This is a genomic window from Methylolobus aquaticus, from assembly GCF_054172105.1.
The window spans coordinates 49,201-74,358 of record NZ_JBSYXP010000001.1 but is presented as its reverse complement, the minus strand read 5'-3'; the positions used below and the strand labels follow the sequence as shown (position 1 = coordinate 74,358).

Here is a 25,158-nt window from a genome sequence, read left to right as displayed (position 1 = left end):
GGCTAACGTGAGCTGCGACAGTTCACGGGCAGGGGTGCCAACTCCTTTGAGAACGCTTGGTTCCAACACATTGCAATGAACGCTTCCCTAGTCTGGTTTCGAAGAGATCTGCGCCTGAGCGACAATCCGGCGCTGGCGGAGGCCATCGAAGTCGGCGGCACCGTCATACCGGTTTTCGTTGACGACAGCGCCGACGGCCTGCCCTGGCCTCCCGGCAGCGCCAGCCGGTGGTGGCTGCACCATAGCCTGCAAGCCCTGGACAGAAGTCTCAACGCGCGTGGCTCTCGCCTCATCATCCGCCGTGGGCCAACGGCCATCGCGCTGCAACAGTTGATTGCCGAGACAGGTGCTACCCGGATCCTCTGGAACCGCCTCTATGAGCCCGCCTACATTGCGCGGGACCAGACGTTGAAATCCCAGCTGAGGAAAGAGGGACTGGACGTTCGGTCGTATAACAGCGCCCTGCTGTTCGAGCCCTGGACCGTGGCGACGCAAAAGCAGGAACCCTATCGGGTTTTCACGCCCTTCTGGCGCTCGGCCCGCGGCATCGGTTTCCCCGCCCCAAACCGCACGCCGGTCGAACGGCTTCCTTCGGTATCACCGACACTGCCCAGCCTCGATGTCGCCGAGTTGGGACTGCTGCCACGAATCGCCTGGGACGCAGGATTGAAGGCAACCTGGACCCCCGGCGAAGACGCTGCGACCCAGAGCCTCGAAGATTTCATCCGGCAGCCCCTGGCCAGCTACGCCGACGACCGCGATCGCCCGGACTGCGTTGGCACGTCCCGCCTGTCGCCGCATTTGCATTTCGGCGAGATCGGGCCACGACAGATCGTGGCTGCCCTCCAGCATGTATGGGACCGGCAACCAAGTACCACTGTTCAGCGGCATCTCGAAACCTTTGTCCGCGAGATAGGCTGGCGCGAATTCGCCTACCACCTCCTCTATTATTTCCCCGCGACGACCGACGCACCGCTGGATCCCCGCTTCGTGGATTTCCCCTGGGCCGACGGCGATCAGGCCGAATCCCTCGCGCTCTGGCAGCGGGGCCAGACCGGAATCCCCCTGATCGACGCCGGCATGCGCGAGCTATGGCATACCGGCTGGATGCACAACCGCGTCCGCATGGCCGTCGCGTCATTCCTGACGAAGAATCTCCGCCTGCCCTGGCTGGCGGGAGCGCGATGGTTCTGGGACACCCTGGTCGATGCCGATCTCGCGAGCAACACGCTGGGCTGGCAGTGGAGCGCCGGCTGCGGCGCCGATGCCGCGCCCTATTTTCGAATCTTCAACCCCGTTCTGCAGGGGCAGCGGTTCGACGGACGCGGCGCTTATATCCGGCGCTGGGTGCCCGAATTGGCGCAACTCGACGACAAGGTGCTGCACGAGCCGTGGACCGCCGATCGCCAGCGGCTTGCCGCAGCCGGTATCGAACTGGGCCGGAGCTACCCCGAGCCGATCATCGATCTCCGCGAAAGTCGCCAACAGGCCCTTGCGGCCTACGCGACCCTGAAGGAAAGGAACTGAACAGGTGACGGCTCGCCGGGACCAACGCTCACGCGCTTCTTCGCTCCCGCTCGACCACGGCAAGCGAAGCGGCCGCCACCGCGGCCGGCGGCACCAGAACGTTGAGTAACGGCACACTCAGACCGACTTGCACCGTCAGGCCGAACAGCAATCGCAGCAGGCCCAGTTCCTTGAGCCGGGATTCCTGCTCCGCGAACGTCAAGCCCAGGGTATCCAGTGGATAGGAGAAGTAGTTCCGGGTGATGTACCACGCCGTGACGCCGAGCCATAGCGGCGGCGCAATCATGTTGATGCCCGGGATCACGAACAGCACAAAAACAGGCAAGGCGCGCAGCAGGAATCCGAGAACGCGCCGTAGCTCTGCGGACATGCTGCGCCAGGTCGAGCGAACGATGCTGTCGCGGCGAGCGCGATCCAGCACGCCGGCCTGGCCAAGCAAACGATCGGCCAAGAGTGCATGGAACGGGGCCCCGAGGACATTGGCCACCAGCGTGAACGTGAAGAACACCAGCAGCACGAACAAGGCCCCAAATACAGGCCATAGGATCCAGCGCAGAAAATCGAGCCAGGTTGGCAGAATCCACTGCAGGAAGAGTTCGAAATAGTGCCCCGCGACCCACAAGGCCACCGAAAATACGACGAGATTGATCAGTAACGGTGCGATGACCAGCAGACGGATGTCCCGCTGCCCGAGCCGGGTGAAACCCCGGAGCAGCAGCGTGGCCCCGGCCAGCGCATTCGGCTTGTGTTGCTTGATGGCTGATGACATGAGCTTTCGGATCGAGTTCTGCGTATGTGCGGCATGACCGCGGCGACACCGCCTTACGCTTCGTGGCACTAAACCCTGGGGCGAGGCATCAGGGCTCAGGATTCGGAGGTTTCCTTGAAGAAGCCGGGGTTCATACCGTAGCGGCTCAGCAGACGGTAGAACTCCGTCCGGTTCCGTTTGGCCAGTTTGGCGGCCTGTGAGACGTTGCCGTTGGTGCTTTGGAGCAACCGGGCAAGGTAATTGCGCTCGAACTGTTCCTTGGCCTCCTGCAGCGGGAGGAAGGTCCCGGGTGCGTCGCGCAGCGCGTTCTGCACCAGACTCAGCGGAATCAGCGATGTCGTCGACAGCGCCAGGCATTGCTCTACGACGTTCCGCAATTGCCGAATGTTGCCGGGCCAGTGGAACGAAACGAGCACCTCCATGGCCTCCGGCGAAAATCCCCGGACATCGGCCGCATATGTTTCCGCAAGTTCGCGCAGGAAATGTTGGGCGAGCAGCGTGATGTCCTCGGGGCGTTCCTGCAGTGTCGGCAGCGTCAGTGTGACGACGCTGAGACGATAGTAGAGGTCTTCCCGGAACTTCCCCTCGGCCATGGCCTGTTCCATGTCCATATGCGTCGCGCAAACGATACGCACATCAACCGACTCATCCTGCACGGCCCCGATCGGCCGCACCGACATCTCCTGCACCGCGCGCAGCAACTTGGCCTGAAACGGCTTCGGCATGTCGCCGATCTCGTCGAGGAACAAGGTTCCGCCGGAAGCCGCGCGGAACAGTCCATCGTGGTCTCGCAGCGCACCCGTGAAGGCGCCCTTCCGGTAACCGAAGATCTCGGCCTCGAACAAATTGTCGGGGATCGCGCTGCAATTGACCGCGATGAACGGCCCTTCGCGCCGCGGGCTTGCCTCATGGATGGCGCGCGCCATCAGTTCCTTGCCGGTGCCGCTCTGCCCGCTCAGGAACACATTCGCGCGTCCCTGAGCGACCCGGAAGGCCTGACTCAGCAATTCCTCCATCAAGGGGCTCTTGGTGAGCACCGCCCGTCGCCAGGGCTCCACGTCCTCGGCCACTTCGGACATGCCGTTGTAGCGCGTGGCCTCGTTCAATTTCTCGATCAGTAAACCATGGTTGACCGGCTTCGACACGAAGCCGAAAACCCCTTCCCGCGTGGCGTCCACCGCGTCCTCGATGGTACCGTGCGCCGTCATGATGATGACAGGCAGCGTCGGGTACTGTTCGCGGAGAATCTTGAACAGACCGATCCCGTCGATGTCGTCCATCCGCAAATCGGTGACCACCACATGCGGGCGGAACAACACGCAGCAAGTCAGGGCTTCCTGACTGCCGGAAACACTTTCAACAGTAAAGCCAGCGGCCACCAGGCGCAGCTTCAGTAGACGCAGAAGATCCGGGTCGTCGTCGACCAGCAGAATTCGCTTACGACTAATCATAATCTTCCCGCCTCTCGGTTTCGTTGATCTCCCGCTCGATGGACTTCAGCGCGTCCAGCTTCTCCTTCAGTTGCCGGGCCTCCGCATCGCGCGACCTGACCGATTGACTCAGGCCCTGCTCGACCGATTTCAATTCGTCTACGCGTTGTTTCAGTTGCCGCGCCTCCGCATCGCGCGACTTCATCCGCCGGTAGGTGTCTCGCACCTGACTGATCGACTGGCGGTGCCGTGACATGGATTGTTTCAGGTTATAACGCGCTCGACGAAGCGCGCGTTCAAGTTCCTGCCGCTCGGCGGCAGCCTCGACCCGTCCCTCGGCAGCAAGTATCTGGACCGTTAGAAAGTTTCGAAGCATCGGATCGGTGACGACGGCCCGCATGGCCTGCACTTCGCGCGTGGTCGCACGTAGATCGCCGCATCCGGGCGGCGCTGTCTGCGCAACGAACAGGTGGAACAAGACCGGCAGCTGACGATCACCCCGATAGATGCTCAGCACCCGTTGGCACTCGAAGGCACGGCCAGCGGCATCAAGCACCGCCAGCGAGGCCCCGTAGGCCACCAGCGCACTCGCGCTGGCCTCACGGTACGGTCCCGCAGATGCAGGAGGCAGGTACGGATCTTGAGCCCTCGGCGGGTCGAAGCCGGCACAGGACGCAAGCCCGAAAGCCGCAGCGAGGCAAATCGCCATGGTCGCCACAGCGCTCAAATCATACCTGCGGATCGATCGGCATCCGCACGCGGAAGACCGCGCCGGATTGGCCGGATTCAGCATCGGAAACGTCGATCTTCCCTTGATGGCTGGCCACGCACTCGCGGACAATTGCCAGTCCGAGCCCGCTGCCCTTGACCCCGGCATCGCGTCCCGATGATGACCGATAGAACGGCTCGAAAATCAAGCCTCTCTCATCGGGCCTGACCCCCGGACCGTCGTCGCGGATTTCCAAGTGGAGATAGCCATCCCGCTCGGCCAGCAGAATGTCTATCGTTCCACAGTCCTTCACGTATTTAACCGCATTTGATAACAAGTTATCAACGACGAGGCGCAACTGGGCACGATTGCCGGACATCACCACGGGGCTCAGGCGCTGAACCAGACTGACCGATTTCGCCCGCAGCCGCAGTTCATAGTCGCGCACCACGGCGCGAACCAACTCCCGCATATCCACACGCTGGAACTTGACACCCTCCCGGGATGCGCTGGCGGAACCGTAGTGGATCAATTCGCTGATCAGATGCTCGAGCCGGCTGGTGTTGCTCAGCATGATTTCAATGATGCCCCGCTGCTCCGAGTTGATTTCCCCGACGATCTGGTCAGCCAGCAGGGTGGCACCCTCATGAATGTTCGCGAGCGGTGTCTTGAGTTCATGCGAAACATTTCGGACGAACTGCTGTTTCGCCCACTCCAGCGTCGTCAACTGATCGCGCAGCCACTCCAGACGCTGGCCGAGGTAACGAAGGTCGCTGGGTCCGGAAACGCTGATCGTGTCCTGCAGGTTGCCGATCCCCAGTTGCCGGATGGCACGGTCGAACTGTCGCACGGGATGGGTGATCAGATGGATAAAGACCGCAATGACCAGCAGCGAAACGGGGACCAGGATTCCCGTCGTTAGAAGTATGCCGTTCTGTACGTCCGACGCTTCGAGTTCGAGTTCAGCGACCATCCGGTCGATGGATGCAGCCGCCGTCAGGCCAATCTCTTCCCCGAGTTCGTTCATTTTGTCGAACAGCGCGTCCGGGAGCTGATTCAGTGCCGGCCTAGCGGCTTTGACTGCCGCCGCCTCACGCTCCGGCGCCAGCGACGCATTACCGGTTCCCGGCAGCGAGGCCAAACGATTCACCTCGCGAAACAGGGTCTCGCTGAGATTTCGCAGCGACTGCAACTGAACATGCAGCCCGGGGTCATCCGTCTGTGTGACCAACTGGGAGATGATCTGATTGACCTGTCGATGGGTCACCCAGGAGGCCTCTTCCAGCGCCGGCTCCTTCAGTACCAGGAACTGCTTGACCTTGCGCTCATTGGCTAGCAGGCGTTCGCGCAGGACCTGCGTCTTTTGCGAGATCTCCGCCACCCGATACGCCGTGCGCTTGGAATAGCGGGCGAATTCCTCCAGCGCCGCAAAGCTGAAGGCGACCGCCAGCACACTGGGCAGCACACTCAACGCAAAGCCCGCAATCACCAGGCTTCGCAGCGAGAACCGGGAGACCAGCGTGGTTGAAAGTGACATCGCGATGAACGCGCTTACCGGGAACACGGCTCTCCTGCTGAATGTCCGAGGGGACGGTCAGGAATGCCGGCTGTTGAACCGGGGACGGAAGTCCTTCGCCGTGCCGCCGGCGCGTTACAATTCGCCGCCATGGCTTTCACCCTCAGACTGACCGGGACTTATTCATTGCATCGCTCGATATGAGGCCTGAACGCTGGTACCCGTTCGCCGCCCTCGTGCTGCTCGTGGCGTCATGGCACGCCGCCGCGCTATGGGCCACTTCCCCACTGCTGCCTACGCCGGTGCAGGTGCTCAAGGTATTCGTCGTCGAAGTGGCAGAAGGAGCGCTACTGTACCATCTGGGTATTACGATGGCCCGGCTGGCAGTCAGTTTTGTGCTCGCCATGACCATCGGCGGCACGCTCGGCGTGATGCTGGGCCGGTACCGGCATCTCGACCGCTTTTTTGATGTCTGGTTGACGCTGTTCCTGAATATTCCGGCACTCGTGACGATCATCCTGTGTTACGTGTGGTTGGGGCTGAGCGAGGCGGCAGCCATAACGGCCGTGGTCATCAACAAGGTTCCGAGCGTCGTCGTGACCCTGCGCGAAGGAACTCGGGCACTCGATACGGACCTGCTGGAGATGGCTCGGGCGTACCGCTTTGGACGCTGGAAGACCCTGCGCCACGTAATCTGGCCCCAATTGCTGCCGTTCATAATGGCCGCCTCACGCACGGGCCTCGCTCTGATCTGGAAGATCATCCTGGTCGTCGAACTGTTGGGACGCAGCAACGGAATGGGCTACCAACTGCAGCTGTTTTTTCAAATGTTCGACGTTTCGGCCATTCTCGCCTATACCTTCGCCTTCGTGATCGTCGTGCAGACGGTCGAATTTTTCGTATTCAAGCCGCTGGACCTTCGTTCCAGACGCTGGCGCCGATGACCACTCAAGTGCGGATCGAGGTTTCCCGCAAAACTTTCCCGGCAAGCGCCAATGGCATGCCGCTGACCGTGCTTGCCGGGCTCTCCTTAACGCTGGATGCAGGCGAGTTCGTCTGCCTGGTGGGACCTTCCGGATGCGGCAAGAGCACGCTGCTCAACATCGTCGCCGGTCTCGACTGCAGCTTCGAAGGATCAGTGGAGTTCGGCGACAGCACCGAGCCACATCGCGTCGGTCACGTTTTCCAGGAACCGCGGCTGTTGCCTTGGCGTACGGTAAGGCAGAACATCGAACTCGCGCTTCCGGCCGAGGATGCCGATACCGATCTGGTCGATCATCTGCTCGATGTCATGGAGCTTTCGGCATTTCAGCATCAGTACCCGGAGCGCCTCTCGCTCGGCATGAGCCGGCGCGTCGCCCTGGTTCGCGCGTTCGCGATCAAACCGACACTCCTCATCATGGACGAGCCCTTCGTGTCGCTGGACGCGCCCATCGCGCGCCGGATCCGCGAACAACTGGTACGAGTTTGGCACGAGCGGCCCCACACCGTGTTGTTCGTCACGCATGATCTCCGCGAGGCAATCGCTCTGGCCGACCGGCTGGCATTCCTGTGCGCGCCGCCGGCACGCGTCGTGGCAGAGGTCCAAGTCGACCTACCGCGCGATGATCGCGGCCGGGAGTCTGCCATCGAAGCGTTCCGGAAACGCCTGACAGCGGACCATCCCGACGTGGCCCGGCTGGTCTGAGGTAGGATAGGTAATCCTGCAATGGATCCGCTCAGCCGGCGCACGCAGGGGCGGTCGCCGTATTCGGCCTGAAGCCAGGTCAGTAGCTTTCGTAATAGGCTCGGAACGACGCGGACACCGGCCAGAATACCGTCTCCGCCGCGGCCGTGACGGGCAACACCAAACCCGCGACGACGCGCTCCGCTGTCGTCGGCGTGGTCTGCATCGCGAATTCGCTATGCAGGGTCTTCCGGTCGTCCGTTACCAAGGCGTACTGCAGGCGCGTATCGTGGAAGCTGGCCGGAGTTTCGCCGATGTCGCGCACGGGTGGGGTGGTGCAGGCCGCCAGCGTCGACAGCGCGATACCAGCACCCGCCACCGTGCACCGCACCATCACCGACCTGTCGGCACGCGGGACATGGCTGCCGATCATCGACGTGAGACCTCGCTGCAGAATCGTCCGAAACAATGCGTCGTCATCGGCTTTCCCGAGCCGGCGAGCCGGGCTCCTGTGTGACCTCGACCAGACTTCGAGGCTATCATTTCGAAACGCTCTGGCTGCGCCGCGCCGGTGCGGCGACCACACGCCAAAGCCAACTTCAAAGCCTTCTCAGCGTCCGTCGGAGCAACCATGAAAAGTTACCGTAAGGAATTGTGGTTCACTGTGCCAACCCGCATGGGTTTCGTCAACATCACCCCCGAGATCGAGGCGTGCCTCGCCGAAAGCGGCGTGCGCGAGGGCTTGGTACTCGTCAATGCCATGCACATTACCGCCAGTGTCTTCATCAACGACGACGAACGGGGCTTGCATCATGACTACTCGGTGTGGCTCGAGCGCCTGGCGCCGCACGAACCGATTCGCCAATACCGCCACAACGACACCGGCGAGGACAACGCCGATGCGCACATGAAGCGGCAGGTAATGGGACGCGAGGTCGTCGTCGCGATCACGGAGGGTCGCCTCGACTTCGGACCGTGGGAACAGATCTTTTATGGCGAATTCGACGGTCGCCGCAGAAAACGCGCGCTGGTCAAGATCATCGGCGAGTAAGGGGCACGGCCGGCAAGGTGGCCCCTCAGCCGGCGAACCGGATGACGAGCGCGGTGACCAGCGCCAGGGACGACAGGAGCAAACCTACGGCGCTGGCAAGCGCATGGCGGGAATAGTCGGCAGTCAGGCGGGGAAACGGACGGCAGGACAGGAGGAAGGGATGGCCATCTGCAGGGCAGTCCAGCACGTACACATCGCGCGGCGCGTCATCGTCCGTCGCACTCTCGCTGACGGCCGTCTCGGCCGCCTGCTGCGCCGCATCCCACTCGTTCAGGTCGATCGCGCCATCGTGGTTGCCGTCGAAACGGCGCAACAACGCCGGCTGGTCCTTCTTCCATGCCGACAGCAATCGCGAGACCTGTAGATTCGCATCGAGAAACCCGCCGCCTTGCACCGTCCGGAAGTGTCCAGCCGCCCACAACCGCTGGCCGGCCTGGATACGCGCTTCCCGATAACGATAGACGCCCCGGTTACCGACATGCCGCAGCCGCGGTGAATCCGGAGCGAGCCCGCCCGGCCGGCGATAGCGGCCGCGCCAATAGTCTTCGCGCTCCGCGTAAACCTCGGCGCTGTCGGGATCGACGACACATAGCGCAGTGCCGTCGTCAAGCCCGAAGAGCCCGTCGCTGATACCCTGTTCGATCGGCTCGGCGCCCTCAAACAATCCGTCCTGATCGGGGTCGCGTGCCGTCTTTTCAACGGAGTAGCGGTACCAGACACAGGGCAGACCACTGAGTGGCGCGATGATGGGTTCGCCCGCAAGCATCCGCACCACACCTTCCAGTTCAACGTAACCCTGAGCTGCTGAGCGAATCCGAGAAGTGGGTGTGTCGGATAGCAGACGTGACCGGTGTATCGACCTGAACAGGTGGACCAGGCTGGCCAATGCCACGATGGCCAATACGCCGAAGGCGAGCCAGAATTGGTGCGGATCGCTAGCTCTGATCCACCCTGCGATGGACACGGCGGATCAGGCGAAGAGTTGGCGCAGATCGACGTCGGCGAGATCGTCAGCGTCGAAACTCAGCAGTTCCATGGGCTCGAAACCGAAAACACGGGCGATGATCAGGTCGGGAAACTGCTCCAGACGGATGTTGTTGCTATTGACGCAGTCGTTGAAGAACTCCCGGCGATCCGCAATCGCGTTCTCCAGATCCACGATCCGCGTCTCCAGGCGACGGAACGACTCGTCGGCCTGCAGTACCGGATAGGCCTCGACGGCGGCAAAAACGCTGGACAGGCCCTGCCGCAGCTGTGCCTCGGCGGCTCCGAGGCGGGCCATGTCGCGCGCGTCGCTCGCCTCCGCCACTGCCCGGCGCGCGCGGAGCACTTCGACCAGCGCGGCCCGCTCGTGCGTCATGTATTGCTTGCAACTTTCGACCAGCTTCGGGATCTCGTCATGACGCTGCCGAATCAGCACGTCGATGTTCGACCACGCCTTCAAGGCCTCGTGCTTCAGACGGACCAATCGGTTGAAGATCAGCACGAGATAGGCCGCGACGACCGCCGCAAAGAGTAGGAGTACGAATGCGCCTCCGAAGACAACGAGACTGAACATGGCGATGAACCCTCACGCCGACGCTACCTGGTCAGCAGTATAGGACCGGAGCCGCGGGGCGAGTCAGCCTGTGGGCACATGGTGTGCCTGCAGCCATTCGCGCCAGACGGCGAGCGCCATCGCCAGAATGACCGGACCCGTGAACAGCCCGATGAACCCGAACGCAGCGAGTCCGCCCAGCACCCCGAACATCACCAGCACGAAGGGAATCCTCGTCGAACTGCTGATCACCAGCGGGCGAATGATGTTGTCAACCCAACTGACGACCAGCGCGCCCCATAGCAACAGCGAAATCCCTGCCCATGTCTCGCCATGGATCAGCAACCAAGCACTGGCGGCGACCCACACGAAAGGCGTTCCGAAGGGAATCATCGCAAACAAGGTCGTGATGATCGCTAACAGGATCGGCGCCTTGACGCCGACCAGCCAATACCCGATACCGGCAATGGCACCTTGCGCCAAGGCGGTCAGAACGATGCCGTAGACGACGGCCTTGACCGTCGTTTCGATCGTATGCAGGTAACCCTTCGTCCGTTCCCCGAGCACCGGATCGAACACGGCCCGGACCTGCTCAACGACGACCGCACCGTCCCGGAACAGAAAAAACATCGTGAACAGGGTCAATATCAGGACGAGCGCATTCTGGCCGATGTCTGTCATGACCCCGAGTGCGGGCGTACCCAGACGCTTGAGCCAAGGAATCCCGTGTTCCTTCAGCAAACCGCGCAGGTCGTCGAAAGGCTCGAACAGCGCCGTCAACTGATTGCCGATATAGGGCAGGCGGGAAACGAAGGGCGGTACCACCGGCTTCTGCTCCAGCCACTCTGGCAGCACTCCGACCAGGTCCACGAGTTCATGCTGCAGCAGCACGGTCAGCCAGATGAAGGGAGCGAGCAGTATCGAGGCCAGGGCAACCGTCGTCAGCAGCGCGGCGGCCGTCCGCTGCCGGGTCACGGCCTGCCTGATCCAGCGATAGAACGGCCAGGCAACGTACGAAATGATGACAGCCCAGGCGACCGGCAGGATGAAGGGGCGGATGACGACATAGGTGAGAGCCAGGAGGCCGCTCAACAGCAACCCGACTGTAATCAGGCGAAAAGTGCGATTCATAAAGGTCGTGAATGGTAGGGCGATTCCGAGACCGAGCAACGGGCCACTTGCAGCGTCCAGAATAACGCGGCTCGCTGCCGGCGCCGGGAGAGGGCGCGATTATCGGCTATAATCGCGGCCCATCAAAAGCACCGATCGAGGCTGTAGTGGCGAATTCCATTTCGCAGGCCCCCGATGTTTCGACCTTCCAGGGACTGATTCTCGGCCTGCAACAATTCTGGGCAGCCAACGGCTGCGTGATTCTGCAACCGCTCGACATGGAAGTGGGCGCCGGTACATTCCACCCGGCCACCTTCCTGCGCGCGCTGGGGCCCGAACCCTGGAACACGGCCTATGTCCAGCCTTCCCGCCGCCCCACTGACGGCCGCTACGGCGACAACCCGAACCGGCTGCAGCACTACTATCAGTTTCAGGTACTGCTGAAGCCCTCCCCCGACAACATCCAGGATCTCTACCTGGACTCGCTGCGCTTTCTCGGGCTGGATCTGCTCGAGCACGACATCCGTTTCGTCGAGGACAACTGGGAGTCACCCACACTCGGCGCATGGGGACTGGGCTGGGAAGTGTGGTTGAACGGCATGGAAGTTACGCAGTTCACGTATTTTCAGCAGGTCGGCGGCATCGACTGCCGCCCCGTATCCGGGGAAATCACCTATGGCATCGAGCGGATCGCGATGTATCTACAGGGAGTGCAGAGCGTATTCGACCTGACCTGGACACGCGGCCCGCACGGCCGGGTGACCTACGGTGACGTTTATCACCAGAACGAGGTGGAAATGTCGGCCTTTAACTTCGAACTCGCCGACACGGAAGGTTTGTTCCGCTCCTTCGACCACTACGAAGCGCAATGCCGGCGTCTGGTCGAACGCGCCCTCTCGCTGCCGGCGTACGAGATGGTCTTGAAGGCATCGCATACGTTTAACCTCCTCGATGCCCGCCGCGCGATTTCCGTCACGGAACGCCAGAGCTATATCCTCCGGGTGCGTGAGCTGGCGCGTGCGGTGGCTGAATGCTACTACGCCGGACGCGAGCGACTCGGCTTCCCGCTGTTGAACGCTTCCGGGGAGACGGCCTATGTCTGAGCATCGCGATCTGCTGTTCGAACTGGGTACCGAGGAACTGCCGCCCAAATCGCTGCGCGTACTCTCGGAGACGCTCACCGGGAATGTGACCGCGGGGCTTGCGGCGGCGGGCCTCGAACACGGCATGGTGCGGGGCTTCGCGACGCCGCGCCGGCTGGCCGTGCTGGTCGAAAGTCTCGCCACGGTCCAGGGGGACCGCGTCATCGAACGCCGCGGCCCGGCACTGAGCGCCGCGCGTCAGGCGGACGGCAGCCCGACCAAGGCCGCGGAAGGTTTCGCCCGCAGTTGCGGCGTCAACGTCGACGATCTGATCGTGATCGCCGGCGACAAAGGGGAATGGCTGGGCTTCCGACAATCGGTCAGCGGCGCCGAAACAAGCAGCTTACTGCCAGATCTGATCAATCAAGCCCTCGCCAACCTGCCAATCGCCAAGCGCATGCGCTGGGGCTCCGGCGACACGGAGTTCGTCCGGCCCGTGCATTGGGCGGTCCTGCTGTTCGGATCCGACGTCGTCGACGCCATCGTTCTCGGCGTCCAAACCGGTCGGACCACGCGTGGACACCGCTTTCACTGCCCTGAGCCTTTCGAACTCTCCGCGCCGGCGGATTATGCCGACGCGCTCGAACGCAAGGGCAAAGTCATCGCACGCTTCGACGACCGCACGGCCGCTATTCGCCAGCGGGCAAACGAGCTGACCGTGTCAGTCGGCGGCACGCCGCATCTCGATGCCGATCTGGTGGACGAGGTCGCGGCGCTGGTCGAATGGCCGGTACCGGTCATCGGTCGCTTCGATCCCCGCTTCCTGGAACTCCCTGCCGAAGTCCTGATCACGACGCTGCAAGGCAACCAAAAGTATTTTCCGATCAAGAATGCCAGTGGCGCGCTGCTGCCCTACTTCGTGACCTTCAGCAATCTCGAGAGTCGCCAGCCGGCAACCGTCAGCGCCGGTAACGAGCGCGTCGTGACGCCCCGGCTCGCCGACGCGGAATTCTTCTGGAAGCAGGATCGTCGGCGGACGCTGGATAGCCGCGTCGCGGACCTTGGCGCGGTCACTTTTCAGGCCAAGCTCGGTTCCCTGCTGGCCAAGAGCGAGCGCCTGCAGCGTCTGGTGGAATCGATCGCCGCCGCCACCGGTCACGACGCCGCCCTCGCCCTGCGAGCTGCCCGGCTCGCCAAGGCCGATCTGCTAACCGAGATGGTCGGCGAGTTCCCGAACCTGCAGGGCATCATGGGCCGCTACTATGCCCTGGCCGAGGGCGAGCCGGATGAGGTGGCCGCGGCTATCGAGGAGCATTACCGGCCGCGCCAGTCGGGCGGTCCCCTGCCTGACACGAGTGCCGGACGGATCCTGGCGGTCGCCGACAAGATCGATACGCTGGCGGGCATTTTCAGCGTCGGACTGCTGCCTTCCGGCGATCGGGATCCCTATGGCCTGCGCCGGGCCGCGCTGGGCACCCTACGTATCATCATCGAACGCCAGCTCGATCTCGACGTACCGCAACTCGTCGATCAGGCGCTCGGTCTGTATTCCCACCCCTTCGACGCCGGCAAGACCGCCGCAGCGGTGATCGAATTCGTCACCGAACGATTACGCGGGCACTTTCTCGAACAGAAATGGCGCCCTGACGAGATCGACGCCGTACTCAGCCTCGGCCTCTCGCGGCCACTGGACGCCGAGCGGCGGCTGCGCGCCGTGGCGGATTTCCGCCGGTTGCCGGCGGCCGAGAGCTTGGCCGCTGCCAACAAGCGGATCCGGAATCTGCTGCGAAAAGCCGACGCCGAAATCGTCGCCAACGTTGACCCTGACCTGCTTGTCGCGGGCGCCGAGAGCGAGCTTTTTGCCGCCGCGCGGCGAGCTCAGGAAGACGTCCTGCCGCTGCTGCAGCGCGGCGATTACGGACCGGCTCTGGCGCGCCTGGCCGAACTAAGGGACCCCGTAGACCGGTTTTTCGACGACGTCCTCGTCATGGCCGACGACGCGGCAATTCGGCGCAACCGGCTAGGGCTGCTCGCGCTGGTCGAACGCCTGTTTCTGAATATCGCCGATATCGGCCGGCTACAGCCGTAACTCTCCGGCATCCCGGCGCAGTTCGTTCGCTTTCGTCATGACCCGATCCGACGGTCCCTTGCCCAACGCGCTCGGACTCTACCTGCGCTCGAGCCTGTTCTTCGTGACCATGGCGACCTCGGGCATTCTGATCGGACTGCTGACGGTGATCGTCTACCCACTCGGCTTCGCGACGCGGTATCGGGTCGCAAGTCAGTGGGTGCGCTTCGTTCTTTGGTCTTTGCAGAAGATCTGCAAGCTTGGCTTCGAGGTCGAGGGACAGGAGCACATCCCAGCGACCAACTGCATCGTCTTGTCGAAGCATCAGTCGACCTGGGAAACAATCGGGTTGCAGACCGTCTTCCGCCCCGTCTGCTTCATTCTGAAAAAGGAGTTGCTGCGCCTGCCGTTCTGGGGTTGGGCGATGGCCTCCCTGGAACCCATCGCGATCGACCGTTCGGCCAGAACGGCGGCCATCAAGCAGATCCTCCGCGACGGCGAAGCGCGTCTCAGGAAAGGCCGCTGGCTGATTCTGTTCCCCGAGGGAACCCGCGTCGCACCCGGTACGAAGGGACGCTACGGCGCCAGTGGCGGAACCCTGGCGAAAAGGTCCGGGTACCCCGTCATCCCGGTGGCCCACAACGCCGGCGAGTTCTGGCCCCGGCACGGTTTCCTGAAGCGTCCCGGCACGATATCCGTGCGTATCGGGCCGCCGATCGACCCCACGACGCTGACGGCAGCCGAGATCAATGAACGCGTCGAGACGTGGATCGAGGCAACGATGGACGAGATCACCCTGACCCGCCCCCCCGCCCCGTCGGCTCAGGACTCATAGCCTCCGGCTCCTCAGCCGACATCACCCGCGCTGGCTGCATAAGGCACCACCGACGGTCCAGCTCCGGTCTTCTGCACCGGCATCACCGACTACCCAACGCGACCGCTACGCTCCCGCAGCCCGTGAACCTTGCCAAAAACATCAGCATTTTCTAACATTCGCTCAGTACTCGAGGATCCGCAGTGCGCAGAGGGAGGCCACGACGCCTGAGTCGGGCGTGGTATAGTTCGCCGGGTCGCGAGTGCTGGTCCACAACAAGGAAAACCAAACCGCTTCATGAACGGCGCGAATTTTCGTCCGGCGCGCGTGGCCGCCTGCGTCATTGCGATCCTGGCGATCGCCATGCCCCCGGCCAAGGCCGCGCGAGAAGCCCGCAAACCGCTCGCGCTGGCCGCGCCGGAAGCCGAAACGCTACACAAAAAGCCGACTGTCGGCAGCCAAGGTCTAACGCTACAACAGGCCATCGACCTGGCCTTCGAGCGCAACCCCAGCCTGCGCGCCGCGGCCGAGCGCTATGGCGAAGCCCAGGCGAAGGTAGAACAATCGGTCGCCGCATTCTATCCGCGTGTATCGGCACGAGTCGCGTACAACTACACGGACAACCCGGCCGAGGCATTCTTCTACATCGTCTCGCAGCGGCGTTTCAACGAGTCCCTGAACATCAACGATCCGGGATGGGTCGAGAACTTCCGGCCGGAGGTCGTCGGCGTCTGGTCGCTGTTCCGGGGCGGGCAGGACTTCTACAAGCGCAAGGCCGCGGAACTCGGCGTCGAACAGACCGAACTGGAGCAGTCTGCGCTCCACAATCATTTAGCCGCGGCGGTTACCTCAGCCTACTACGCCCTGGCGATAGCGCCGCGCCAGGTGGAAGTTGCGCAGCGTTCGCTCGAAGCCGTGACCAGTGAGTTGCTGCAGGCGCGTGCACGCCATGCAGAAGGAACCGGTCTGAAATCCGACGTGCTTTCGCTCGAGGTGCGCCTTGCCGAGGCCCGCGAGTCCGAAGTGCAGGCCCTGAATGCCGTCGAATTGGCCCGATCGGGCCTGATGGCGCTGCTCGGTGGCAACGACGGCAAGCCTCTTGCGATTGCGGACACCGAGGGTCCGGAGCCCGCCACCGGTGTCGTTGACCTCGCCAAGGTGCTGGAGGAAGCTCACGCTCGGCGCCCCGAACTGCAGGCCGCCGACCGGCTCGTACAAATGCGGGTTTCCGAACTGCAGGCCGAACGCGGGGCTCACCTACCGCGCGTGAATGCCTACGCCGCATACGGGCAGAACTTGCGGTCACCCGGCTTTTCCACGGCCAAACAAAATACCAGTATCGGCATCAGCGCCGAACTCGATCTGTTCACGGGCGGAGAAACGACTGCGAAGGTTTCCGCTGCTGAGCGCCGCGTCGCGGAGGCCGAAGCCCAGCGCGAACAGAACCGCTTGGAAATCGAGAAGGAAGTGCGCGATGCGCACACCCGGATCAAGGATGCGATGGAGCGTCTGAGGGTCACGCGTGCCGCGGTCGCAGCAGCCGAAGAAGCCCTGCGGCTGGTGCATGAACAATACCGGGGCGGCACCACGACGGTCACCCGCTATCTCGAAGCGGAAGCGGATCGGGCCGGCGCCCAGGCCCGTTCCCTGGCCGCACGCTACCAGGCCTACGTCACCGAAGCGAACCTGAAAAAAGCGGCAGGCTACTGGCGTTGAGGCAAGGGGATCCATGAGCGAACATTCAGACGGCACAGGCCGACGCACACTGATTTACGGCACGCTTTCCGTCGCGGCGCTGATCCTGCTGCTCGTTTGGCTCGAAGGGGGATTCCGGGACAAGGTCCCTCCCGGCGAGGCCTCCGTGCCGGCCAGCAGCGGCGTTCCCACCGTGACCACCGCGGCTCGCCTCCAGGACATCGGCGAAGTGGCTTCCTGGCCTGGAACGGTGAGCGCACGCACAGAGGCCCAGTTGTCACCGAAGATCGCCGCGCGTATCGAGACAATCCAGGTCCGCGCCGGTGACCGGGTCAGCCGCGGCGACCTCCTCGTGACTCTGGACGATCGCAGCTTGAAGGCCAAACTCGAGCAGGCACGCTCGGCGCTGATGGCGGCGCAGGCTGAAGCGACCCGCTATCGGGCCGATGCGCAGCGCACCGAGGCTCTGTTCCGCAAGGAAGCCGCCACCCGCCAGTCCTTCGACGCCGCCCTGGCCGCTACCAAGGCCGGCGATGCCCGCGTGCGCGAGGCCGAAAGTGGCGTCCGGGAAATCGAAACCCTGTTCTCGGAAACGGCTCTGCGCGCCCCATTCGACGGCGTGGTTCAGCAGCGGCACCGCGATCCGGGCGATACCGCGCTCCCCGGGACGCCGATTCTGACGATACTCGAGTCCAGTCGACTGCGGGTCGAAGTGCCGATTCCCGAACGCTGCGCCGGAAGCTTGCGCGTCGGTAATCCGCTGACCCTGGTCGAGCGCGCCACATCGCGACGACTCACCGTCGAGGTATCGGAGATCGCCCCGTCAGCCGACCCGCAGACCCACACGGTGCTGATCAAGGCCAACTTGCCGTCCGGCTCGTCGCTTAAACCGGGGACGTTCATCTGGGTCGAGCAAGCCTGTGGTCAGCGCCGCGTCCTGCTGATCCCGGCGTCCGCCGTCAGGCGCGTCGGGCAGATCGAAAGCGTGCACCTCGTCCGGGAAGGGCGCGCCGAGTTGCGCCATGTGCGTACCGGACAATACTACGGCGATGCGGTCGAAGTGCTGTCCGGTCTCAAGGAAGGTGACTTGATCGCAACGAGGAACCCGTAATGGCGGACATTGCCGAACGCGGCTTCACGGCGAAGATCGTCCACCTCTTCATCACCTCCAAACTCTCGCTGCTGCTGCTGATCGCATCGCTACTACTCGGTGTCGCGGCGTTGCTTCTGACACCCCGCGAGGAAGAACCCCAGATCATCGTGCCGGTAGCCGACGTCCTCGTCCGCGCACCGGGAGCCTCAGTCGAAGAGGTCGAAAAGCTCGTCGCGACGCCGCTGGAGACGAAGCTGCGCGAGATCGACGGTGTGGAGTACGTCTACTCGGCCTCGCGCGCGGGCGAGGCACTCGTGACCGTTCGGTTCTACGTTGGCGAAGACCGCGAGGACAGCCTCGTCAAGGTATGGAACAAGGTGATGTCGCACCGTGACATCATCCCGCGTATCGTGACCGACTGGTCGGTCAAGCCGGTCGAAATCGACGATGTGCCCATCGTCACGCTGACACTGTCCTCAGCCGACCCCACCTACGACACCGCGGCGCTAAGACGGCTTGCGGACGAACTGCGCGACAAACTCAGTGCCGTCGACGACACCGGCCGAATCACCGTAACTGGCGGCGAAACCCGCGGTGTGCTGCTTTATCCCGATGTGGCGAAGATGTCAGCGCACGGCGTGACCTTGCTGGACCTGCTCGGGAGCGTCGGCCGCGCCAACGTCAAGCTGCAAGCGGGGACCTTCGACCGGGCCGGTGAACGGGTGCGCCTGGACGTAGGCCGCGACTACGTATCGGCCGACGAGGTCACACAAACCGTGATTGCCAGTCCTTCCGGACACCCGGTGTACGTGCGTGATGTGGCCCAGGTCATTGATGGTACGGAGGAGCCGGAATCCTACACACGAATCGGCTTCGGCCAGGCAGCGGCCCAAAGCCGTGAAATCGGCGAGTCCACAGAAGCGCGCGTCGGTGACGAACGTCAAGCCGTCACGTTGGGCATCGCCAAGCGAAAGGGGGCCAACGCCGTTACCGTCGCAGAACACGTGATCGAGACCATGGAAGGACTCAAGGGGAGTGTGATCCCCGAGGACGTCACCGTAACACTCACGCGCGACTACGGTGAAACGGCGAACCACAAGGTCAACGAACTGGTCAAGCATCTGTTCATCGCCATCGCGACGATCGTCGTGCTGCTGGCGTTGACGCTCGGTCCCAAGGAGTCGTTCATCGTGGCCTTGGCCGTGCCGATGACGCTGGGCATCACGCTGTTCTGCGACCTGCTGTTCGGTTACACGATCAACCGCGTGACGCTGTTCGCGCTGATCCTGTCATTGGGTCTGCTGGTCGACGATCCGATCGTCGACGTCGAAAACATCTTTCGGCATTTCCAGCTGCGGCGCGAGCCGCCGCTGGAAGCCGCGCTGACCGCCGTCGATGAGGTGCGACCGCCGACGATCTTCGCGACCTTCACTGTAATCGTGTCCTTCCTGCCGATGTTCTTCATCACCGGCATGATGGGGCCCTACATGGGCCCGATGGCCTTCAATGTCCCCGTCGCGATGCTGATGTCGCTGCTGGTGGCCTTCACGGTCACGCCCTGGGCCAGCTACCACCTGCTGCAGAGCGAGTATGGCAAACATGGCGACGAAGGCCTCGACATCAAGTCCAGCGGCGTGTACCGCTTCTACGAGCGGACGCTGGGTGGATTGATCAAGACGCCGGCGCGTTCCGGCTGGTTCTTGCTGGCCATCGTCGCGGCCCTGGTTGCATCGAGCCTGCTCGCCGTGACGCGTCTGGTCCCGCTGAAGCTGCTGCCGTTCGACAACAAGAACGAGCTGCAACTGGTCCTCGATCTGCCCCGCAACACGACGCTCGAGGATACCGACGCGCTGGCACGGGATCTCGGTGATTATCTGGCTACCCTGAACGAGGTGACCGATTACGAAACCTATATCGGCATCGCCTCGCCGATGGATTTCAACGGCATGGTTCGCCACTACTACCTGCGTCATGGCGGCCACGTCGGCGAGATCCGCATCAACCTATTGCCTAAGGAGCAGCGTGAGCAGCGCTCGCACGAAATCGCGCTGCGGATCCGCCCGGAGATCGAGAAAATCGGCAAGCGGCATGGCGCGGTCGTCAAGATCGTCGAAAGCCCGCCGGGTCCGCCGGTGCTGTCGACCTTCGTGGCAGAGGTCTATGGGCCGCTGGAAGCCGACTACCGCGATCTCGCCCGCGTGACCGAGGCGGTACGCAGCGAAGTGACGCGAATTTCGGGTATCGCCGACGTGGACGATTATGTCGACGATCCCCAGACCACAGTGCAGTTTCGCCTCGACCGCAACAAGGCCGCGCTGCTCGGCGTCAGCGTTGCCGACGTGGCAGAGACCTTGCGGGTCGGCATGGCGGGCACCGCCGCCGGCACCGTGCATGCCCCGCATGAACGTGAACCGATGGACCTGACTCTGCGCCTGAGCCGCTCCGACCGATCGGCGCTGACGACGCTGAGCAGCCTTAAGCTGCGCGGCGCCTCTGGCCAACTGGTTCCGGTTAGCGAGCTCGGCCACTTCGTCGAAGAGCCGGCGGACCTCACGATCTACCACAAGAATCTCAAACGGCTGAACTATGTGATCGCCGAAATGGTTGGCCGCAGCCCGGTCGAGGCCGTTTTCGACTGGTGGGATATCGAAACTGCGAAGCCGCTGCCGCCGGGTTACACCGTCGATCTGTCCGGCGAGGGTGAATGGAAGATCACGGTCGACGTGTTCCGCGATCTCGGACTCGCGTTCGGCGCGGCGCTACTGATGATCTACGTGCTGCTAGTGGCGCAGACCGAATCGCTCGGAATGCCCTTGATCATCATGGTTGCGATCCCATTGACCGTGATCGGCATCATGCCCGGCTTCTGGGCGCTCAACGTGTTCTTCACCGAACCGGTTGCCGGTTACGACACGCCCATCCTGTTCACGGCCACCGGCATGATCGGCATGATCGCGCTGGCCGGCATCGTCGTCCGGAACTCCATTATCCTGATCGATTTCATCGAACGCCTGCGGGAGCAAGGCGCACCGCTCGCCGATGCGCTGATTGAAGCGGGCGCCACCCGCCTGCGCCCGATCTTCCTGACCGCCGGAGCAGCCATGTTCGGTTCGTTCGTCATCACGCTGGACCCGATCTTCTCGGGACTGGCCTGGAGCTTCATCTTCGGCATCTTCGCGTCGACCGCCTTCAGCCTGCTGGTCGTTCCGGTCGTCTATTACCTGATCTATCGGAAATCGGCCGCTGCGAGTGCATAATTCGGTCGCCGCGAGCCCGCGGTATCGACTCCCGCAGGATGAAGACCATGCTCAGTAAAACCCTCCGGACACTTGCCCTCCTCTGCTGCACGTCCCTACTACCCGCCGGGGCCGCCTTTGCGGAGCTCACTGCCCCGGCGCCGGTAGCGCGAGTCCATCACGTCGTGATCGTCTGGCTCAAGGAGCACGGCAACGCGGATGCGCGACAGCGCTACATCGACATCAGCCGTGCTCAGGCCAAGCTGCCGATGGTCCAGCGCTATCAGGTCGGCACCGCTGTGCCCGGCGGACGGGAGGTCGTCGACAGTTCCTACGATATCGCGATCGTCGCCAGCTTCGAGAATCAGGAAGCGCTGGCCGCGTACCTGCAGCATCCCGAACACAAGCGCGTAATCGAGGAAGGGCTCAAGCCGCTCGTGGACCGTTTCGTCGTGTACGATTTCGCGGAGGCGCCCTGACCGGCGCCACCGGCATTGACGAAAGGTTCAATCCAGCAGATGCGACACCATGCCATCCGCCAGCTTGGGCTCGAACCAGGTGCTCTTGGGCGGCATGACCTCGCCGGCATCGGCGACGGCCATCAGGTCAGCCATGCTGGTCGGGTAGAGCGACAGCGCCAGCGCCATCTCCCCTGAGTCGACCCGCCGCTCCAGTTCCGCCATGCCGCGGATCCCGCCAACGAAATCGATTCGTTTGTCGCGGCGCGGGTCGGCAATCCCGAGGACCGGCGCGATCAGGTGGTCCTGCAACAGCGAGACATCGAGCCTTCCGACAGGATCGTTCGGCACGCGGTCCGGGTGAATCCGCAGCTTCCGCCAGCGGCCGTCCAGATAGAGACCGAATTCCCGCAGGCTGGCCGGTTGATAGCACGCCGGAACCTCCTCGACCGTGAACGCCGCAGCGACCCGCTCCAACAACTGTACCTCGGTCAACCCGTTGAGATCCCGGATTACACGGTTGTAGTCGAGAATCCGCATCTGGTGGTCGGGGAAGCTGACCGTCAGAAAGTAGTTGTAATCCTCGGCTCCGGTCGCAGACGGGTCGGCTTTCCGGCGTGCCGCCGCGACGCGCGAGGCGGCCGCCGCGCGGTGATGACCGTCTGCGATGTACAAAGCCGGCAGCGCATCGAAACTCGCGGTGATCTTTGCGATCACGCCTGCATCACAAATCGTCCACAAACTGTGGCGGACTCCCGCCTCTGACACAGCATCGGCTTCCGGCTCGGTGGCCGCGACGGCTGACAGAATCGCATCCACTTCCGGGCAAGCGGGATAGGCAAGCAGCACCGGTCCGGTCTGGGCCCCGACCGCCTCGATCTGACGCACGCGGTCGTCTTCCTTGTCGGGTCGAGTGAACTCGTGTTTCCGAATGCGGTTCAGATCGTAGGCCGCGACGCTTGCCGCCGCCGCCAGGCCGACCTGAGTGTGTTCGCCCATGACGAGCCGGTAGGCATAGTACAACGGCTGCTCATCACGCCGCAGAACCCTATCCCTAACCAGCCGGCCCAAATTTTCGGCGGCCTTGGCATAGACCTCGGGGGCATACAGGTCGGTACCGGGCGGCAGATCGATCTCCGGTTTCGAGATATGCAGGAAGCTGCACGGCCGACCCGTGGCAAGCCCAAGCGCCTCCTCGGAACTCAGGACGTCGTAAGGCGGGGCGATCACGTCGGGAGCGCGGCCCGGCGCAGGCCGCAGCGCGGCGAAGGGGCGTATCAGGGACATGAGATAATTCCTGCGTAAAGGGACACAATTTTAGCATTCCTCACACAGCACTCCGGCGCCCGGTGACAGCGTGGCGACCGACGCCTCAGGCCGATAGCGGAAAGCCACGTCCCGTCTGGAAAAGGACGTACCATAGCCGGATAATCGAAACTTGTAGCCCGCGCTCACCTTCTTCGGACACGGCCGTTCACTCATCTCCCCGATGATCACACCCGACCCTGCGAACGGTTCGCGCGCCGTGCTCGAACTGCGCGAAACGGATGGCGGCCCGTCGGTCACACTCACGGGGCATTGGAACCTGCGCGGTCTGGCCGCCGCCGGGCCCGGCCTGCATCAGGCGCTTGCGGCAATGGTCGGGAGGACCGAGCTGGAATGGGATCTGACCGGGATCGAAAGGCTGGACAGCGCCGGCGCTCTGGTGTTGTGGCGCGCGTGGGGCGCGGCTCTGCCGCCGCGGCGTCGGCTTCGGTCCGAACAGCAATCGGCCTTCGCGCGCTGGGAGAACGGCAAGATCCCATCCATGCGCAATGCTTCCCGGCCGGCACTGCCGCTGCCGCAGCGACTGCAACGCCTCCTGGCAGCGCTGGTCGACCATCTGCTGTCCTTCATCACCATGCTGGGACAGTTCGTGCTGGACAGCTTGCATCTGTTCCGCCGTCCCGGCGACATCCCACTGCGCGAGATTTCCGCGATGATCCATGAGACCGGCGGCCGTGCGCTCGGCATCACGGCGCTGGTTGGCTTCTTGATCGGTGTCGTCGTGAGCTATCTGTCATCGTTTCAACTCCAGACCTTCGGCGCACAGATCTATATCGTCAACATCCTGGGGCTTAGCATCATTCGCGAACTCGGGCCGCTGCTGGCGGCCATCCTGGTGGCGGGACGCTCGGGCTCCGCGATGACGGCCGGCATCGGTGTCATGCGCGTGACCCAGGAACTCGACGCCCTCGAAGCCATGGGCATTTCCGCATCGCTGCGATTGATTCTGCCCAAGGTCATCGCGCTGAGCCTCGCACTGCCGCTGCTCGTCGTCTGGACCGACATCATTGCCCTTGCCGGCGGTGCGACCTCGGCCCAGTTGGAACTCGACATCGGCTTCCACCAGTTTTTCAGCAAGCTGCCGGAAGCGGTGCCGGTTGCAAATTTCGCGATCGGACTGGGCAAGGGTGCTGTCTTCGGCCTGTTTATCGCGTTAATCGCCTGCCATTTCGGCTTGCGCATTCAGCCGAACACCGAGAGCATCGGTCACGAAACCACGAACTCGGTCGTCGCCTCGATCACGTTGGTAATCCTGGTCGACGCCGTGTTTGCGATCGTGTTCCGCGGCGTGGGCATGCCGTGACTACCGTACCCGTCATCCGACTGGAACACGTCTGGACGCGCTTTGGCGACAATCTGGTGCATCAGGACATCAGCCTGGAACTCGGTCCCGGGGAGATCCTGGGGCTGGTCGGCGCGTCGGGGTGTGGCAAGACTGTCCTGATGCGGGAAATGATCGGGCTCCAGGAGCCGACCGAGGGACGCGTCTACCTGTTCGGCGAACTGCTGCAACAGGCGGGCATCGAACTCCGCCAGCAATTGCGGAACCGCTGCGGCGTGCTGTTCCAGGGCGGTGCCCTGTTCAGCGCACTGAACGTCTTCGACAATATCGCTTTCGGGCTGCGCGAGCTGAGGGTGCACGACGAAGACCTGATCAGCCAGTTGGTCTGCATGAAGTTGGCGATGGTCGGCCTGACCGCCAATGACGCGTTGCTGATGCCGGCCGAGTTGTCGGGCGGCATGATCAAGCGCGCTGCGCTTGCGCGCGCGCTGATCCTGGAACCCGAACTGGTGCTACTTGATGAGCCGACCTCGGGCCTGGATCCGGTACTCAGCGAGGAGTTCGTCAATTTGCTCGGGGCATTGCAGCAGGAACTCGGCTTCACAGTGGTCATGATCACCCACGACCTGGATACGCTTGGGGATCTGTGCACGCAAGTCGCCGTGCTCGCGGAGCATCAGCTCGTCGCCCATGGACCGCTGGCCAGCGCATTGGCCTGCCCGCATCCATTCACGCGGCAGTTCTTCCACGGCAAACGCGCCCAGCGCGTTTTCGACCGGACCGGCTGAC

22 protein-coding genes are annotated in these 25,158 nt (G+C 63.3%); 13 read left to right on the top strand and 9 right to left on the bottom strand.

All coding sequences use genetic code 11. The features are described 5' to 3' along the window. Window positions 1–75 precede the first annotated feature (75 nt). Window positions 76–1,527 (top strand): cryptochrome/photolyase family protein, encoded by a 1,452-nt coding sequence (locus ACW73L_RS00305; protein ID WP_498919308.1) that lies wholly within the window; start codon window positions 76–78, stop codon window positions 1,525–1,527. Between the two features lie 28 nt (window positions 1,528–1,555). On the opposite strand, the gene cysZ is transcribed toward ACW73L_RS00305, so the two are convergent. The 4 genes from cysZ to ACW73L_RS00285 all read right to left on the bottom strand — a co-directional run bounded on the left by cysZ (window position 1,556) and on the right by ACW73L_RS00285 (window position 5,972). Then, window positions 1,556–2,296: a sulfate transporter CysZ gene (gene cysZ / locus ACW73L_RS00300; protein ID WP_498919307.1), complete on the bottom strand. Its 741-nt coding sequence runs from the start codon at window positions 2,294–2,296 to the stop codon at window positions 1,556–1,558. A 95-nt stretch (window positions 2,297–2,391) separates the two neighbouring features. Then, a complete protein-coding gene (locus ACW73L_RS00295) occupies window positions 2,392–3,747 on the bottom strand; it encodes a sigma 54-interacting transcriptional regulator (RefSeq protein ID WP_498919306.1) in 1,356 nt (451 codons plus the stop codon). Further along, window positions 3,740–4,435, bottom strand: coding sequence for a hypothetical protein (locus ACW73L_RS00290; RefSeq protein WP_498919305.1), 696 nt, complete (start codon window positions 4,433–4,435; stop codon window positions 3,740–3,742). The genes ACW73L_RS00295 and ACW73L_RS00290 overlap by 8 nt, the downstream gene beginning before the upstream one ends. Before the next feature lie 19 nt (window positions 4,436–4,454). Then, on the bottom strand, window positions 4,455–5,972 hold the full coding sequence (locus tag ACW73L_RS00285; RefSeq protein ID WP_498919303.1) for a sensor histidine kinase: 1,518 nt from the start codon (window positions 5,970–5,972) through the stop codon (window positions 4,455–4,457). A 179-nt stretch (window positions 5,973–6,151) separates the two neighbouring features. On the opposite strand from ACW73L_RS00285, the gene ACW73L_RS00280 reads away from it, so the two are divergent. Together ACW73L_RS00280 and ACW73L_RS00275 are read left to right on the top strand one after the other, a co-directional pair. Then, window positions 6,152–6,895: an ABC transporter permease gene (locus tag ACW73L_RS00280; RefSeq protein WP_498919302.1), complete on the top strand. Its 744-nt coding sequence runs from the start codon at window positions 6,152–6,154 to the stop codon at window positions 6,893–6,895. Continuing rightward, window positions 6,892–7,638, top strand: coding sequence for an ABC transporter ATP-binding protein (locus tag ACW73L_RS00275; protein ID WP_498919301.1), 747 nt, complete (start codon window positions 6,892–6,894; stop codon window positions 7,636–7,638). Before ACW73L_RS00280 ends, ACW73L_RS00275 begins: the two co-directional genes overlap by 4 nt. Window positions 7,639–7,717: 79 nt before the next feature. Here ACW73L_RS00275 and ACW73L_RS00270 read toward each other — a convergent pair whose 3' ends face one another. Beyond that, window positions 7,718–8,050 (bottom strand): hypothetical protein, encoded by a 333-nt coding sequence (locus tag ACW73L_RS00270; protein ID WP_498919299.1) that lies wholly within the window; start codon window positions 8,048–8,050, stop codon window positions 7,718–7,720. Between the two features lie 198 nt (window positions 8,051–8,248). Between ACW73L_RS00270 and ACW73L_RS00265 the strand changes: the two genes are divergently transcribed. Continuing rightward, entirely contained in the window at window positions 8,249–8,668 is a 420-nt protein-coding gene (locus tag ACW73L_RS00265; protein ID WP_129882941.1) for a secondary thiamine-phosphate synthase enzyme YjbQ, read from the top strand. Between the two features lie 25 nt (window positions 8,669–8,693). Here the strand turns inward: ACW73L_RS00265 and ACW73L_RS00260 are convergent, their stop codons facing one another. From ACW73L_RS00260 to ACW73L_RS00250, 3 genes are all read right to left on the bottom strand, one after another. Next, window positions 8,694–9,632 carry a GIDE domain-containing protein gene (locus ACW73L_RS00260; protein WP_498919297.1) on the bottom strand — a complete coding sequence of 313 codons (939 nt, stop codon included), beginning with the start codon at window positions 9,630–9,632 and terminating at the stop codon, window positions 8,694–8,696. Between the two features lie 6 nt (window positions 9,633–9,638). Next, window positions 9,639–10,226 (bottom strand): LemA family protein, encoded by a 588-nt coding sequence (locus tag ACW73L_RS00255; protein ID WP_498919295.1) that lies wholly within the window; start codon window positions 10,224–10,226, stop codon window positions 9,639–9,641. A gap of 63 nt (window positions 10,227–10,289) precedes the next feature. After that, entirely contained in the window at window positions 10,290–11,336 is a 1,047-nt protein-coding gene (locus tag ACW73L_RS00250) for an AI-2E family transporter (RefSeq protein ID WP_498919293.1), read from the bottom strand. Between the two features lie 146 nt (window positions 11,337–11,482). Between ACW73L_RS00250 and glyQ the strand changes: the two genes are divergently transcribed. From glyQ to ACW73L_RS00215, 7 genes are all read left to right on the top strand, one after another. Further along, window positions 11,483–12,418 carry a glycine--tRNA ligase subunit alpha gene (glyQ, locus tag ACW73L_RS00245; protein WP_498919291.1) on the top strand — a complete coding sequence of 312 codons (936 nt, stop codon included), beginning with the start codon at window positions 11,483–11,485 and terminating at the stop codon, window positions 12,416–12,418. Next, window positions 12,411–14,486, top strand: a complete 2,076-nt coding sequence (glyS, locus tag ACW73L_RS00240) for a glycine--tRNA ligase subunit beta (protein ID WP_498919290.1) — start codon at window positions 12,411–12,413, stop codon at window positions 14,484–14,486. Before glyQ ends, glyS begins: the two co-directional genes overlap by 8 nt. Before the next feature lie 37 nt (window positions 14,487–14,523). After that, window positions 14,524–15,300, top strand: coding sequence for a lysophospholipid acyltransferase family protein (locus ACW73L_RS00235; RefSeq protein WP_498919288.1), 777 nt, complete (start codon window positions 14,524–14,526; stop codon window positions 15,298–15,300). 276 nt (window positions 15,301–15,576) lie between these two features. Next, on the top strand, window positions 15,577–16,995 hold the full coding sequence (locus ACW73L_RS00230) for a TolC family protein (protein WP_498919287.1): 1,419 nt from the start codon (window positions 15,577–15,579) through the stop codon (window positions 16,993–16,995). 13 nt (window positions 16,996–17,008) lie between these two features. Further along, window positions 17,009–18,085 (top strand): efflux RND transporter periplasmic adaptor subunit, encoded by a 1,077-nt coding sequence (locus tag ACW73L_RS00225; RefSeq protein WP_498919285.1) that lies wholly within the window; start codon window positions 17,009–17,011, stop codon window positions 18,083–18,085. Beyond that, window positions 18,085–21,324, top strand: a complete 3,240-nt coding sequence (locus tag ACW73L_RS00220) for an efflux RND transporter permease subunit (RefSeq protein WP_498919284.1) — start codon at window positions 18,085–18,087, stop codon at window positions 21,322–21,324. Before ACW73L_RS00225 ends, ACW73L_RS00220 begins: the two co-directional genes overlap by 1 nt. Window positions 21,325–21,371: 47 nt before the next feature. Beyond that, window positions 21,372–21,782, top strand: coding sequence for a Dabb family protein (locus tag ACW73L_RS00215; protein WP_498919283.1), 411 nt, complete (start codon window positions 21,372–21,374; stop codon window positions 21,780–21,782). A 27-nt stretch (window positions 21,783–21,809) separates the two neighbouring features. Here the strand turns inward: ACW73L_RS00215 and ACW73L_RS00210 are convergent, their stop codons facing one another. Further along, the gene (locus tag ACW73L_RS00210; protein ID WP_498919282.1) at window positions 21,810–23,048 is read right to left on the bottom strand and encodes a DUF1015 domain-containing protein; all 1,239 of its coding nucleotides are present in this window, start codon (window positions 23,046–23,048) and stop codon (window positions 21,810–21,812) included. 202 nt (window positions 23,049–23,250) lie between these two features. On the opposite strand from ACW73L_RS00210, the gene ACW73L_RS00205 reads away from it, so the two are divergent. Together ACW73L_RS00205 and ACW73L_RS00200 are read left to right on the top strand one after the other, a co-directional pair. Beyond that, entirely contained in the window at window positions 23,251–24,390 is a 1,140-nt protein-coding gene (locus tag ACW73L_RS00205) for an ABC transporter permease (protein WP_498919280.1), read from the top strand. Further along, entirely contained in the window at window positions 24,387–25,157 is a 771-nt protein-coding gene (locus tag ACW73L_RS00200) for an ABC transporter ATP-binding protein (protein ID WP_129882954.1), read from the top strand. Before ACW73L_RS00205 ends, ACW73L_RS00200 begins: the two co-directional genes overlap by 4 nt. The last annotated feature ends 1 nt before the right edge of the window (window position 25,158 follow it).

Bases quoted from the DNA above. Each gene is read 5' to 3' on its own strand.
- ACW73L_RS00225 (WP_498919285.1), top strand. From the start codon at position 17,009: ATGAGCGAACATTCAGACGGCACAGGCCGACGCACACTGATTTACGGC.
- ACW73L_RS00210 (WP_498919282.1), bottom strand. From the start codon at position 23,048: ATGTCCCTGATACGCCCCTTCGCCGCGCTGCGGCCTGCGCCGGGCCGC.
- ACW73L_RS00270 (WP_498919299.1), bottom strand. From the start codon at position 8,050: ATGATCGGCAGCCATGTCCCGCGTGCCGACAGGTCGGTGATGGTGCGG.
- ACW73L_RS00220 (WP_498919284.1), top strand. From the start codon at position 18,085: ATGGCGGACATTGCCGAACGCGGCTTCACGGCGAAGATCGTCCACCTC.
- ACW73L_RS00205 (WP_498919280.1), top strand. From the start codon at position 23,251: ATGATCACACCCGACCCTGCGAACGGTTCGCGCGCCGTGCTCGAACTG.
- ACW73L_RS00230 (WP_498919287.1), top strand. From the start codon at position 15,577: ATGAACGGCGCGAATTTTCGTCCGGCGCGCGTGGCCGCCTGCGTCATT.
- ACW73L_RS00275 (WP_498919301.1), top strand. From the start codon at position 6,892: ATGACCACTCAAGTGCGGATCGAGGTTTCCCGCAAAACTTTCCCGGCA.
- ACW73L_RS00215 (WP_498919283.1), top strand. From the start codon at position 21,372: ATGCTCAGTAAAACCCTCCGGACACTTGCCCTCCTCTGCTGCACGTCC.
- ACW73L_RS00255 (WP_498919295.1), bottom strand. From the start codon at position 10,226: ATGTTCAGTCTCGTTGTCTTCGGAGGCGCATTCGTACTCCTACTCTTT.
- ACW73L_RS00265 (WP_129882941.1), top strand. From the start codon at position 8,249: ATGAAAAGTTACCGTAAGGAATTGTGGTTCACTGTGCCAACCCGCATG.
- ACW73L_RS00280 (WP_498919302.1), top strand. From the start codon at position 6,152: ATGAGGCCTGAACGCTGGTACCCGTTCGCCGCCCTCGTGCTGCTCGTG.
- ACW73L_RS00285 (WP_498919303.1), bottom strand. From the start codon at position 5,972: ATGTCACTTTCAACCACGCTGGTCTCCCGGTTCTCGCTGCGAAGCCTG.
- ACW73L_RS00305 (WP_498919308.1), top strand. From the start codon at position 76: ATGAACGCTTCCCTAGTCTGGTTTCGAAGAGATCTGCGCCTGAGCGAC.
- ACW73L_RS00235 (WP_498919288.1), top strand. From the start codon at position 14,524: ATGACCCGATCCGACGGTCCCTTGCCCAACGCGCTCGGACTCTACCTG.
- ACW73L_RS00250 (WP_498919293.1), bottom strand. From the start codon at position 11,336: ATGAATCGCACTTTTCGCCTGATTACAGTCGGGTTGCTGTTGAGCGGC.
- glyS (WP_498919290.1), top strand. From the start codon at position 12,411: ATGTCTGAGCATCGCGATCTGCTGTTCGAACTGGGTACCGAGGAACTG.
- cysZ (WP_498919307.1), bottom strand. From the start codon at position 2,296: ATGTCATCAGCCATCAAGCAACACAAGCCGAATGCGCTGGCCGGGGCC.
- ACW73L_RS00295 (WP_498919306.1), bottom strand. From the start codon at position 3,747: ATGATTAGTCGTAAGCGAATTCTGCTGGTCGACGACGACCCGGATCTT.
- ACW73L_RS00290 (WP_498919305.1), bottom strand. From the start codon at position 4,435: ATGGCGATTTGCCTCGCTGCGGCTTTCGGGCTTGCGTCCTGTGCCGGC.